Genomic DNA, 12,962 nt, shown 5'->3' with positions numbered 1-12,962 from the left:
TTTAAAAAATATCTTCTAACGACTTACCAATAGCTTCAACAACGGATCTTCTTCATCCGGCGCTGGATACACTTCTGGATGAAGAAGATACGCTAATTTCTGCATTCCCCATAACAAACGAGGGGACGGGCGACAGTATAAGGATTCTTGTAGCACAAAGATTTGATTCGTTTTTACAGCTTGCACCTCTTCCCATCCTTGCCGCTTACGAATAGCTTCTGGCTTCATCTTATCCTCTTTTACTCCGACCCACGCCATACATATAACGTCAGGATTAAGTTCTCTCACATCTTCCCACGATCGCTTAACACTTGCTTCCCTTTCCTTTGAGAACACATTTTGCCCACCGGCTAATTCACTGATCTTTGTTAACCAATTTGGCCCCCCAGGTGAGAAAATTGGCTTCGGCCACCACTCCCAATATAATGATGGCTTCCCCTTAACGGTGTCTGCCAATTGTTGATACTGTGCAATGAATGAACGATAAGCATGAACCACCTCTTTAGCCTTTTGTTCCGTTTGCGTATAAGCCCCAATCTTAATTAAATCCTCTGCTATTTCTTCAAGAGAATTTGGATTAAGAGTGATATAAGGCACGTTCCGCCTTTCTAACTCTTCAATATTTCGCTCCATACCCGGCACACTTAAAGAAGCAAGAACCAAATCAGGCTCAAGGCGTTCTACATGATCCATATCAATCGATAAATCAGGACCAAGCTGCGGCAGATCCTTTACTTCCTCAGGCCAATCAGAATATTGATCCACACCGACTAATTGATCGGTCATGCCAAGGTAAGCAAGAAGTTCTGTATTACTTGGACAGATCGACACTAACCTCATATTTGTTCTCCTTTCTAGAAGAATTAAAAAATATAACTTGCACTAGATAGGGAATTTCATATAGTATTTTTCTTAATATTATAACATTTTAGATAGCTAACACGAACTAAGAAGAGGAGGAATGTAACATGAATATTATTGCAATGGGCGGTGGGGGATTTTCTGCAGAGGATAATAACCCTCTACTCGATCGTTATATTTTAAATCAATCTGAACAACTTCGTCCGAAAATTTGCTTTCTAGCAACAGCGAGCGGTGATGATGAAGCCTATATCCAAAAGTTTTATGATTTCTTTAATCAAGAAGCGTGCGAGCCGACTCATTTATCTTTACTTAAACCAGCAGTAACGGACATTGAAACGTTTCTTCTATCACAAGATATCATCTATGTAGGTGGTGGGAATACACGCAACTTGCTTGCCCTATGGAAGGAATGGGAGCTCGATCGAATCTTAAAGAAAGCTTGGAAAGAGGACATTATACTTGCAGGACTGAGCGCAGGGGCTATGTGTTGGTTTAACGAAGGGCTTTCAGGCTCCACACCAGGTGGAATGAGAACAATTAAAGGCCTCGATTTTTTACCCGGAAGTCTATGCCCTCATTATAACGGAGATCCTAAATGGAAAGAAAACTATCTTGATTTCATTCAAGAAAAGCAGATTTTAACAGGATTTGCGTTAGATGATGGGGCAGCCATCCATTTTGTTGGAAGAGATATCCATGTTGCCATTTCATCACGACCAGAAGCAGCTGCTTACCGAGTCACCCCCGGAGACCAAGAAGCAATAGTAGACACACTAGAAATAGTGGAGCTCTCTCTAGAACAATGATCTAACCTTTAAATAGTAGCCCGTCTCTTTATCTGCTATCATGTATAACGAAACGTTTTCTTCACTCATTCGTAAGAACGAATACTAGCTTATTAAAGGTGGGCCTTTATGATTGAAATAAATCATGTTACCAAAAAATACGATGAAAATAAAGCTGCTGTAAGTCAACTTGATCTTTCCATCCCAGACGGTAAAATCATTGGTTTTCTAGGACCTAATGGAGCAGGAAAATCAACAACAATCAAGATGATTACAGGCATCCTTCCGATTGATGAAGGATCCATTACAATTAATGGACACAACATTTCAGAAAATCCAATTGAAGCGAAGCGTTCCTTCGGCTACGTACCAGATTCTCCGGACCAATTCTTGCGGTTAAAAGGGGTTGAGTACCTTCATTTCATTGCCGATCTGTATGAAGTTCCAAAAGATATACGCCAAGAGAAAATTGATCGTATCACTAAAACCTTTGGCATCTATAACGTCTTAAATGATACCATTCAAACGTATTCACATGGCATGCGCCAAAAAATTGTTATCACCGGGGTGCTCCTTCATGATCCTGATGTATGGATTTTAGATGAACCTCTTACAGGACTCGATCCTAAATCGTCTTATGCTGTAAAGGAAATGATGCGTGAGCATGCTGCGAAAGGCAAAACGGTCTTCTTTTCTACTCATGTCCTTGAAGTTGTCGAACAGCTGTGTGATGAAGTTGCAATTATTCAGGAAGGTACGCTCCAGTTTTACGGAACAATGGATGCCATGCGTGAGAAATACCAATCAGACGAAACACTTGAACACATCTTCCTGGAGCTGACTGAACATGAATAAGACGATTCTACTTAGTAAAGTAATGATGAAAATGTATTTCTCGTGGTCTGCCAAAAGTGGAGGCCAAAAGGCGAATACTGCTATTGTAGGAGTCTTAATGATTCCACTGTTCGTTATATGGTTTTGGTTTTTAGATAGCATTATTGGCGGGCTTTACCAAGTTCTCGCACCAGTGGGCTTATCACCTATGATTTTAGCTTTAGCGTTATTACTTGTGAGCATTTTCCTCCTGTTCACGAGTCTTTCTTCAATATTAACATCGTTTTATTTCTCTGAAGATATTGAGACCTATATTCCACTCCCGTTGCACCCTTACCAAATTATATTCGGGAAATCAATTGGTCCTCTCATTACGGTATATGCCTTCACATTGTTTGGACTTGCCCCTGTTTTCCTTTTGTATGGGTTGTACTCGAGTGCTTCGATCGGTTTCTACTTAACCGCCATAATCATGTTGCTTTTATTTCCGATTATCCCATTTATCCTATCAGGCCTGCTCATGATGATTGTGATGCGATACGCTAATATCTTTAAGAATAAAGACCGCACTAAAGTATTAGCTGGAGTTTTTTCTTTCCTTATTATTATTGGCGTTAACGTCATCATTCGCCTTAATCAAGATACAGAAACGGTTTCCCAGGATGTCGGTCAGTGGCTAGCGGAACAAGAACATATATTGTGGAATACAACTAAATTCCTTCCTAACGTCTTCTTAGCTACTGAATCTCTAAATGCACAGCTGCCGATGTGGCAATCTCTGCTTTCTCTAATTGGCTTTATTGCGTTTACATTCGTTAGCGTGACAATCTTCTTACTAGCCGGACAGAAGTTATACTACCATGGTGTCAGAGGTCTATCTGGAGGAAGTAAAGGCAAGAAATCTATTGATATTGATTCTAAGAGCCGCACGCCATTTTGGAGCTATACCTGGAAAGAAATCAAGCTTGTTTTCCGTACACCTTCTTTCTTTATTAATTGCGTGGTGCAAAATTTATTCGCACCGATCTTTTTAGCCATTATCCTTTTTCTTGATAATGGCATTGGGGAACTCACAGCTGATATCGGTTCAGTTGATGGAAAATATATTTTAATAGGTATGCTTGGGTTCACTCTGTTCGTACTTGGAACAAATCCAACCGCTACCACCGCCATCTCTCGGGAAGGCCGCAGTTGGTTTACGAACTTATACATGCCAGTTCATCCGAAGACTATCCTTTTCAGCAAGGCATTTTCTGCTTTCCTTATTCAAGGGATCTCACTCACCATCCTATTTCCGGTATTCGCCTTTGTCATAAATATCCCTTGGATTTATATGACCCTTTGGCTACTTTTAGCTTTAGGAACGAGTTGGTTCTCTAACCTCTTCGGTGTATACCTAGACGCCAAACAACCTAAGCTTGACTGGAGCGATGAACAACAAGTATTCAAATCAAGATTCGTGCCCCTACAAAGTATGCTTATACAAGCATTCGGCTTTGGAATCTATTTGTTTATCTTATGGCAACTGCCTTTTAAAAACGTAGCCGTTACAATGGCATTGCTTTTATTAGGAATCTGCGCTGCAATTTACCTAACCCAAAGATTGTTACACTCTATCGCTAAAAATGATTTTCACCGTATACATTAAGCATCTGGCACTAGCCAGGTGCTATTTTCTTTTTAAAATCGATACAGTTCCCTCACCCCAAGCACTCAACAAACGTAACGGCCCTATCTACACAATTAGTATTTCGCCACTCGAATAAAAACAGTATAATAAGATCAACTGCTATTCATCAGGAGGTATGGTATGGACATTAAACGACTCGGTTCAATTGACGCCGAAAATTATTGGAATCTACGCCTTGAATCTCTACTCACAAACCCAGAAGCATTTATCACCACATACGATGAAGCTAAACAAAGGGCAAATCCTGTAGAACGTACTGCTGACCAGTTAAGTAACCAAAGTACACACACGTACGGAGCTTTTATAGATGGCCATCTTCGTGGAGTCGTCACCCTTCACCCAGAAACCCACACAAAATTCAAGCATAAAGGACACATCCTAGCCATGTATGTATCCCCTCAAACAAGAGGTCTTGGTGTCGGTACTGCCTTATTGGATTCCTGCACGACCCAAGCCCGGTCTCTACATATCGAACAACTTCATCTAAGCGTTGTCGCCACGAACCAACCAGCGATCGACCTATACCGTAAATACGGTTTTACCAAATACGGACACGAACCACGCGCCATAAAGCTTAAAGAAGGTCATTATCTAGATGAAGAGTTGATGTACAAAGATATTTAGGAGTAGCACGCAGTTCAGAACTGCGTGCTTTTTTGTATTAAGTGGATAATCTCCTGCTTGCATTTAGTAAGTTCATACTAGTTTTCGTAAATACTCCTCCCTCTTTAGGAACTCCCAACTTTCTTTTCGTAAATTCTCGGTGTTTTTTCGTAACTTCATGCTGATTTTAGGAACGTTAATAATGCTTTAGTAACTGTGTCCTGATTTTAAGCAATTCAGTTCGTTTTTAGTCAATTCTCTTTAGCTTTTGGTCACTTCTCCTCACTCTTACGACATTCCGATAGCCTTTTCGCCAATCTGATTAATCTATACCTACAAAAAAAGCCAGAACCCGCTATGGATTCTGGCTTTTTGATACCAACTTTCTTCCTTATATATTACTTCACAATCATAACCGGACATTTAGCTCCAAGTGTCACTTTGTGCGAAACACTACCTAAAACAACTTCCTGGAGAGCATTAAGACCGCGGCTTCCCATGATTACAACATCGTACTCCTCTTCATTAGCTACGTGAGTGAGTTCAATTCCAGGGTCACCTTTAAGCAGTTTAAAATCATAACTTACTTCTTTGCGATCAAATAAACCTTCTATGGGTTTAACGCGTTCATGCCTTTTTTGTTCTAGGAGACTCATACTGCTTCCTTCTGTAAGGACATCGTGCTTCGAGGCGGCTGGATCGACCACATAGGCAATGGTTACCCTTGCGCATGCTTCAATCTTAGCAAGATGTGCAGCTTTATGAGCAGCCCTCATAGCAGATTCAGATCCATCTGTGGCTAGAAGAATTCGTTGATACATAACAAAACTCCCCCCTAATATATGGCTATACTTCTTATCATACCACGGTTTGGACTCTTAAAGGACACTTAAATATTCAGACAAAAAAATGTCATTTTTATGGTTCAGGGGTCTCTGAATAAGGATAAGAGAGATATTTAAAGAAAAAACCTTAATTAAGCGTTTACATGGGGTTATTTGTTTTACGGTCTTCGTGTTATAATCACTCTCGTTGCAATCGGATTTGCTTTCGGCGCGGTCGAAAGCCAACATTAAAAACTGAAGAAAGAGGTGTCGATTTGAACGTACAATCTCTAAAACAACAATGGTTTGGTAACGTTAAAGGTGACGTTATGGCTGGTATTGTCGTTGCTCTTGCTCTGATTCCTGAAGCAATTGCCTTCTCTATCATTGCAGGCGTAGACCCGAAAGTCGGCTTATATGCATCGTTCTGTATTGCGGTTGTCATTGCTTTTACCGGCGGTCGATCTGGTATGATTTCAGCGGCCACAGGTGCTATGGCGCTCTTGATGGTGACACTGGTTAAAGATCATGGCTTAGAATATCTATTAGCGGCTACGGTTTTAACCGGGATTTTACAGTATTTATTTGGTGTCTTGAAAGTCGCCAAATTTATGAAGTTCATCCCCCGCTCTGTTATGATCGGGTTCGTGAACGCCTTAGGGATTCTGATTTTTACAGCTCAGCTTCCCCACTTTGAAGGTGAAGGAATGGCGATGTACCTAATGGTTGCAGGTTCTCTTGCAATTATTTATATCCTACCTCGCTTTACAACTGCGATTCCTGCTCCTCTTGTTGCGATTATTGTAATGACAGTAATTGCATTAACAACAAGTGTAGGCGTACGCACAGTTGGAGATATGGGTACATTACCAAGTGAACTACCAATGTTCCTAATTCCTGATATTCCACTGAATTTCGAAACGCTTCAAATCATTTTCCCATATGCATTCGCATTATCCATTGTGGGACTACTTGAATCGTTACTAACAGCTCAAATTGTAGACGACATGACGGACACGCCGAGTGACAAGAACAAAGAAGCTCGTGGTCAAGGTATTTCTAACGTCGTTACTGGATTTTTTGGCGGCATGGCCGGCTGTGCGATGATTGGCCAATCTGTCATTAATGTAAAATCCGGTGGACGTGGAAGACTTTCCACTTTAATAGCAGGTCTGTTCTTATTATTCCTTATCCTTGTCTTACAAGATGTTCTAGTTCAAATTCCAATGGCAGCCCTTGTGGGTGTTATGATTATGGTATCGATTGGCACATTTGATTGGTCTTCTTTAACGAAGCTCCATCGTATGCCAGTTACTGATGCAGCTGTTATGATTGTAACCGTAGGAACAGTTGTTTACACACACAACCTATCCCTTGGAGTATTTGCAGGTATTATTTTAAGTGCGATCTTCTTCGTTGCGAAGATCTCTAATATTCATGTTGAGAAAACATTAGATGCTGAGCATAGTAAGCGTATGTACCGTGTAACAGGTCAAATGTTCTTCGCATCGATTTCCGAATTCGCGGATTACTTTGATTATAAAGAAGAAGTGGACACAGTCGTGATTGACTTTAGTGCCACACACGTATGGGACGATTCAGCGGTTGGAGCGATTGATAAAGTCGTGATGAAATTCCAAGAACAAGGTACCAACGTAGAAATTATGGGACTTAATGACGCAAGCTCTACTCTAGTAAACAAACTTGCTGTCCATGATAAACCAAATGCGAAAGCATCTGGTCATTAAAAAAGTAAGATCCCCTGACGCTTAGCGTCAGGGGATCTTTTTTATGCTATCATTTTAGGGGGTAACGATTACTGTGTAGATTTACATGAAATAATGTTGTACAAGAAGTGCGAGTGATGTAAGGACAAGTGTTCCATAGTTAAACAAGAAGTTATTCTCTTTCGAAAACTGTTGCTCTCTTCCCGTGAGTGATACCATGGCTTGTTTACGCAATTTGGTCTCTTCCATCAGATCTGATCACCACTTTTGTAAACGTTTTCATATTGTGAACCAATCATAACACACCCCGAAGTTATCTGACAAGTCAGATAATTTAGTTTCTTGTTTAATATGTTTTTTTAAAACATCCCACCTCACGCTTTACTATAGCTGGTGGAAACGCTACTCCATCTATGGAAAACACACAAAAAAAAAGATATGGCTCCCCATATCTTTTCCGCTTTAACCTTATTTATACGATTACAGATACCGCTACATAGGCTAGAACTGTAAGAATTACAACAAGCCACGCTGGGCGCTTCCAGAAATACAATAGCGCAAATGAACCTAAGCTCACAGCTACGTCTTTAGGTGCTTGGATCGCACTTGTCCAAATCGGATCGTAAAATGCTGCAATTAACAGACCAACCACAGCTGCATTTACACCAAGTAAGGCCGCACGGACTCGTTTTACCTTGCGGAGTGAGTTCCAAAACGGCAGAACGCCAATTAACAGCAAGAATGATGGTAGAAACATCGCTAGCGATGCCACAATACCGCCGGGAATCCCTTTTACTACAGTCCCAATATAACTTGAGAACGTGAACATTGGACCAGGTACAGCTTGTGTTGCCCCGTACCCTGCTAAGAATAGATCTTTAGAAATAAGTGCCGGCACAACTTCAGCTTCTAACATAGGCAGAACGACATGACCTCCACCAAATACGATCGAGCCAACTCGATAGAAGATATCAAAAATCGTCACGTAAATGGAAGAGCTAGCATTCGCCACAATAGGGATAAATGCAAGCAAAGCCGCAAAGATCGTTAGGGAGATGATTCCTGTTCGTTTTTTAAACCGGAGCCCTACATCCTGTCCTTCAGGTAATTCAGCATTACGATAAAGAATCATACCAATCATTGCACCAGCTAGAATCACAACAATCTGGAATAAAGCAGTTTGATAGAACAGCAATGCGATCGCTGCTAGAATAGCAATCGTAATACGAGGACGATCCGGTGTTAACTTCTTGCCCATATTCATGATCGCATGAGCCACTACCGCTACAGCGACAACTTTTAATCCTTTCACCCAAGAAGCATCTTGGATTCCTAAAGAATGAACTGTGAGCGCGAATAGGATCAGGGCTACAATAGACGGAAGGGTAAACCCAATCCACGCACAAATCCCCCCTAAGATTCCACCACGAACCATACCAATAGAGATTCCTACCTGACTACTAGCAGGACCAGGTAAAAATTGGCACAATGCAATAAGGTCTGCATAACTTTTATCATCAAGCCATTTTCGTCTTTTCACATACTCATCTTGGAAGTACGCCAAGTGAGCAACAGGGCCTCCGAACGAAGTCAAGCCCAATCGAAAAGCGACAAGCAAGATTTCTATATATGTCTTCACAAATTTGCCTCCTTAACTAAACATCTCCCTCATTTTATAGGGAACCCTCGGAGGAGGCAATAGCATGAATGACAAATTTACATTTCATCAATAGAGAACATTAAATAGTCTTTTCTCTTTCAAGTGTTGAAGTCTCATCAAGTAAACGCTTCTCGAGAGTCGACTCAATACCTGCATGTTTATACTTCCGAGAAACAGCCATTTCGACGTATTCAAAACAATCATAAACATCATTTTCTACCTTATATTCTTCTCCAATACGATCTATATCAGACCGATTTACTTCTTTCTTAACACAATGATAACCATAAGCATAGCCGACGACCTCACCCTTACACAAAGCAATCCAACCTTTATGTCCTTCTTCATCAGCATCATTTATAATCTGCGCGCGAATAGCATCGCTTGTTCGTCCTTCTCTGCACAATTCATGGGAAAGGGATACTACATTTTCTATATAACTGCTCGTTCCATCAAACGGTACGTAAGATATCAACATTTCAGTTCACTCCTTATTCTTACCAGACCATTCCCCTTTTCGGTCCAAATCTAACCTTTTTTTGTTCTATATTTATAAGCTTTGTTAAATGTTGTTAATCTTATAACAAGTTCATTGAGGAACAGGGCAGGTCTTTGGGACCACTTGCTTCCCTGCGGAATCTCGCAGTCCTCAAGCCGCCCTGACGTTAATTAGGTGAACGGACCCGATTAAAACAATTCTATCTCAGTTCAATTCTTATGAAGCAAATAAAAAGGCACTGTTCTTAAAGAACAGTGCCTTTTTATCATTCTATGTTAACCATTCTTTAACTTCTTCTAATGCAACGGAACAGTCTTTCCCCTCGCATCGAATCAATAGAATATCTCCATTTTTTAGCCTTAAGTTTATTAAACCAAGGAAGCTCTTTAAATTTACTTCTACCAAGCTTCCTTCTACATTTTTCTCCAGATAGATTTCTGAGTCAAAACGCTGAATTTTATTACTCAATTCAATGATCGTCTGCGTTTCATCTATGCTTACTCGAATCGATTCGGATACCTGATTCATCATAAGTCCCCCTTTTATTTTCTAAGAGATAAACGTTAACAATGTTGAAATTGTTACGATACTAGCTAATGTTGTCACCAGAGTTATACTCGAGACTAGTTCTGGCCTGGCATTAAATTCGACTGCATACATCGTCGTGGTTGCCGCTGAAGGCATAGCTGCAGAAACAATTAGAACTTTTGCAAGCAGAGGATCTACCGGCATAACCCATACTAGGAGTAGGGCAATAAGAGGTGAAACCAGAAGCCTTAGGCTTGATGCATAGCTTACTTTCCCCCACTCCATCGATTTCACTGAGATATCAGCCAACTGCATCCCTAAGACAATCATAACTCCAGGAATCGCAGCGTCTGCAATAAGATGAATAGCTGAGAATAGATTCTCTGGCATCGGGATTTTTAATACATTCATCAACAAAGCAATGATAACAGCATATGTAGCAGGCATTTTCATAACCGATTGGGCAGCCAACCTCATACCAGACTGCCCTCTTGCCGCGTAATACACGCCAAAGAAATTCATGATAATGGCTTGTAAGACAAGAAAGGATACAGAATAGGCAAAGCCTTCCTCACCAAAAGCAAACAAGACAATCGGAGCCCCGTAATTCCCTGAATTCATAAATGCGGTAGATAAAATCATACCGCTCTCAACAGATTGATCATATCCCTTGATGACTTTTGTGATCTTATTAATGATTATAATAGCCGTAAGTAAACAAGCTGAAAAGGCTACAATAATGACATATTCACCGTTTAGCTTCGCATCATAAAATGTCTCAAACACTAAGCACGGCGTTAAGATATAAATCGCAACTGTTGATACTGATTTAATATCTAGCTGCTTCCACTTCTGAATACCAAACCCGCACAAAAACACAAGAAGCACAGGGAAAACGACCTGGATAAAGACACTCACTTGCAATCCCTTCTTTCATTCACAATTGCTTTTCCTTCAAATAACGTTTTGCTTCTTATTCTCCAAGCGATTGAACTCTCCATAAACATAACGAGGATTCTTTACATATTGTAAAGAATCCTGTTAAGTGCTTATCCTCCCAAATTAGCTAACCACAAGGATAGTTGTGGAATAAAGATAATCAGGCCAAGCGAGATTAACATAGCTATAAAGAACGGTAGAATCGCTTTTGAAAGTTCTTCAATTGAGAGCCCAGATATTCCCGAACCTACGAATAGATTAACCCCTAGAGGAGGTGTAATAAATCCAATCGCTAAGTTTACAACCATTAAGATACCAAAGTGGATCGGGTCGTAACCTAAGTTCGTAGCAATTGGCAGTAAAATCGGTGTAAGAATAATAATGGCAGCTAATGTATCCATGAAGCAACCTACAATTAGAAGAAGGATGGTAATCATTAAGATAATAACAATATTACTATCACTTACAGATAACATAAAGCTGGCCACTTGTTCCGGAATTCGTTCAATTGTAAGCAATCGCCCGAATGCTGTTGCGGTACCTACAATAATTAAGATTGTTGCAGTAGTTAGTGAAGAATCAATTAATAATTTCGGAATATGCTTCACTTTCAATTCCCCGTACAAGAATAAACCTGCAATCAGGCTGTATACTACGGCAATTACAGCTGCCTCAGTAGGTGTGAAGAAACCGCCGTAAATACCACCTAGTATAATGACAGGGATAATAAGGGCCCATTTGGCTTCCCAGAAAGAAGTAAACACGTTTTTAAGTGTCATTTTCTCTCCTGTTCCACCATAATTGTGTTTCTTGGAATAAATATAAGCCCAGATCATTAGTGCAACTCCAACTAAGATGCCAGGAATAATTCCTGCCATAAACATTTTACCAACTGAAGCACCACCAACTACACCGTAAATAACCATTGGAATACTTGGCGGGATAATGACTCCAATTGAACCCGCTGCAGCAACTACAGCTGTAGCGAACTGCTTATCGTATCCTTTACGAACCATGGCTGGAATCATGATTCCCCCAATGGCGGCAACTGTTGCAGGTCCAGAACCCGAGATAGCCGCAAAGAACATACAAGTAACAATGGTAGCCATAGCAAAGCCACCTGTTTTGTTACCAACCAAGGCGTTTGCAAAATCAAAGAGGCGTTCTGATATGCCACCTTTCCCCATGATCTCACCTGCTAGAATAAAGAAAGGTACTGCCATGATTGGGAAGGAGTCTACCGCTGTCACGAGTTCCTTCATAAGAAAATCTAGTGGAAGAGCTCCTGTATAAAGGATAGTCGCAAGCGATGATAACCCTAGCGCTATTCCAATAGGAACACTTAATAAGAGAAACAGAGTGAAACTTCCAAATAAAACACCCGCTGTCATGCTTCGACTCCTCCCTTCTCTTCTTGCAATCTTTCGCGGTCACCAGATACATTCATTTCTTCTTTTCCAATCAGCATCTTAAATTGCTTGTAGATATTTTGAAGCAGTCGGATTGCTGCTAAGCCCATCCCAATTGGCGCTGATAAATAAACAAGACCCATCGGTATATGTAACGCTGGAGATTGTTGACCAAACGATAAAAGCTTCATCGCAATAGCTGATCCGTACTTCATCACAATAATAGCAAAAACCAAAAACAGCAGATTAGACAAGATAGATAGAATTAGCTTTCCTTTATCTTTTAACACCAAAAGCATTACGTCGACTTTTAAATGGCGTTGTTTCTTAACACCATAGCTGATCCCGATGTAGACAAGCCATATGAAGCAATATCGACCCAACTCTTCAGACCAGGAAAGTGAATTCCCCGCTAACCTCATCACTACTTGCAGAAAGATTACGGATACCATGACTGAAGAAAATACAACTAACAAAGCTTCTTCTAATCGTTGATCAATTAATTTTAGTAATCTCATCGTTTTCACCTCAGATCATGCTTGTCAATTACATTAGCAGAAAAAAGGGCACCTGGATAAGGTGTGGTCTAGAGCCAGGAAA

At 40.6% G+C, this 12,962-nt stretch carries 14 protein-coding genes; 5 read left to right on the top strand and 9 right to left on the bottom strand.

Going from position 1 to position 12,962, the window contains the following annotated elements; genetic code table 11:
* Nucleotides 1-15 precede the first annotated feature (15 nt).
* Complete coding sequence (locus IMZ31_RS03630; protein ID WP_207529257.1) at nt 16-840, bottom strand: cobalamin-binding protein; 825 nt, start codon at nt 838-840, stop codon at nt 16-18.
* A gap of 128 nt (nt 841-968) precedes the next feature.
* Between IMZ31_RS03630 and IMZ31_RS03625 the strand changes: the two genes are divergently transcribed.
* The 4 genes from IMZ31_RS03625 (at nt 969) to IMZ31_RS03610 (ending at nt 4,797) form a co-directional block, all read left to right on the top strand.
* Nucleotides 969-1,670 (top strand): Type 1 glutamine amidotransferase-like domain-containing protein, encoded by a 702-nt coding sequence (locus IMZ31_RS03625; protein WP_207529256.1) that lies wholly within the window; start codon nt 969-971, stop codon nt 1,668-1,670.
* 108 nt (nt 1,671-1,778) lie between these two features.
* Entirely contained in the window at nt 1,779-2,504 is a 726-nt protein-coding gene (locus tag IMZ31_RS03620) for an ABC transporter ATP-binding protein (RefSeq protein WP_207529255.1), read from the top strand.
* On the top strand, nt 2,497-4,131 hold the full coding sequence (locus tag IMZ31_RS03615; protein ID WP_207529254.1) for a putative ABC transporter permease subunit: 1,635 nt from the start codon (nt 2,497-2,499) through the stop codon (nt 4,129-4,131). Before IMZ31_RS03620 ends, IMZ31_RS03615 begins: the two co-directional genes overlap by 8 nt.
* 162 nt (nt 4,132-4,293) lie before the next feature.
* Nucleotides 4,294-4,797 carry a GNAT family N-acetyltransferase gene (locus IMZ31_RS03610; RefSeq protein WP_207529253.1) on the top strand — a complete coding sequence of 168 codons (504 nt, stop codon included), beginning with the start codon at nt 4,294-4,296 and terminating at the stop codon, nt 4,795-4,797.
* Between the two features lie 377 nt (nt 4,798-5,174).
* Here IMZ31_RS03610 and IMZ31_RS03605 read toward each other — a convergent pair whose 3' ends face one another.
* Nucleotides 5,175-5,597: a universal stress protein gene (locus IMZ31_RS03605; RefSeq protein ID WP_207529252.1), complete on the bottom strand. Its 423-nt coding sequence runs from the start codon at nt 5,595-5,597 to the stop codon at nt 5,175-5,177.
* Between the two features lie 278 nt (nt 5,598-5,875).
* Between IMZ31_RS03605 and IMZ31_RS03600 the strand changes: the two genes are divergently transcribed.
* A complete protein-coding gene (locus IMZ31_RS03600; RefSeq protein WP_207529251.1) occupies nt 5,876-7,348 on the top strand; it encodes a SulP family inorganic anion transporter in 1,473 nt (490 codons plus the stop codon).
* 81 nt (nt 7,349-7,429) lie between these two features.
* Here IMZ31_RS03600 and IMZ31_RS03595 read toward each other — a convergent pair whose 3' ends face one another.
* The 7 genes from IMZ31_RS03595 to IMZ31_RS03565 form a co-directional block, all read right to left on the bottom strand.
* On the bottom strand, nt 7,430-7,576 hold the full coding sequence (locus IMZ31_RS03595) for a hypothetical protein (RefSeq protein WP_188654075.1): 147 nt from the start codon (nt 7,574-7,576) through the stop codon (nt 7,430-7,432).
* Nucleotides 7,577-7,799: 223 nt separating this feature from the next.
* Nucleotides 7,800-8,966: a chromate efflux transporter gene (gene chrA, locus IMZ31_RS03590; protein ID WP_207529250.1), complete on the bottom strand. Its 1,167-nt coding sequence runs from the start codon at nt 8,964-8,966 to the stop codon at nt 7,800-7,802.
* 100 nt (nt 8,967-9,066) lie between these two features.
* Nucleotides 9,067-9,465: a hypothetical protein gene (locus IMZ31_RS03585; RefSeq protein WP_207529249.1), complete on the bottom strand. Its 399-nt coding sequence runs from the start codon at nt 9,463-9,465 to the stop codon at nt 9,067-9,069.
* 291 nt (nt 9,466-9,756) lie between these two features.
* The gene (locus IMZ31_RS03580) at nt 9,757-10,014 is read right to left on the bottom strand and encodes an HPr family phosphocarrier protein (protein WP_242705630.1); all 258 of its coding nucleotides are present in this window, start codon (nt 10,012-10,014) and stop codon (nt 9,757-9,759) included.
* A gap of 21 nt (nt 10,015-10,035) precedes the next feature.
* Entirely contained in the window at nt 10,036-10,932 is an 897-nt protein-coding gene (locus IMZ31_RS03575; RefSeq protein WP_207529247.1) for an AEC family transporter, read from the bottom strand.
* Between the two features lie 131 nt (nt 10,933-11,063).
* Entirely contained in the window at nt 11,064-12,344 is a 1,281-nt protein-coding gene (locus IMZ31_RS03570) for a TRAP transporter large permease (RefSeq protein WP_188654086.1), read from the bottom strand.
* The gene (locus tag IMZ31_RS03565; protein WP_036787913.1) at nt 12,341-12,880 is read right to left on the bottom strand and encodes a TRAP transporter small permease; all 540 of its coding nucleotides are present in this window, start codon (nt 12,878-12,880) and stop codon (nt 12,341-12,343) included. Before IMZ31_RS03565 ends, IMZ31_RS03570 begins: the two co-directional genes overlap by 4 nt.
* Nucleotides 12,881-12,962: the final 82 nt, after the last annotated feature.

Source organism: Pontibacillus sp. ALD_SL1, assembly GCF_017355605.1.
This window is presented reverse-complemented; position numbering and strand designations above follow the sequence as displayed.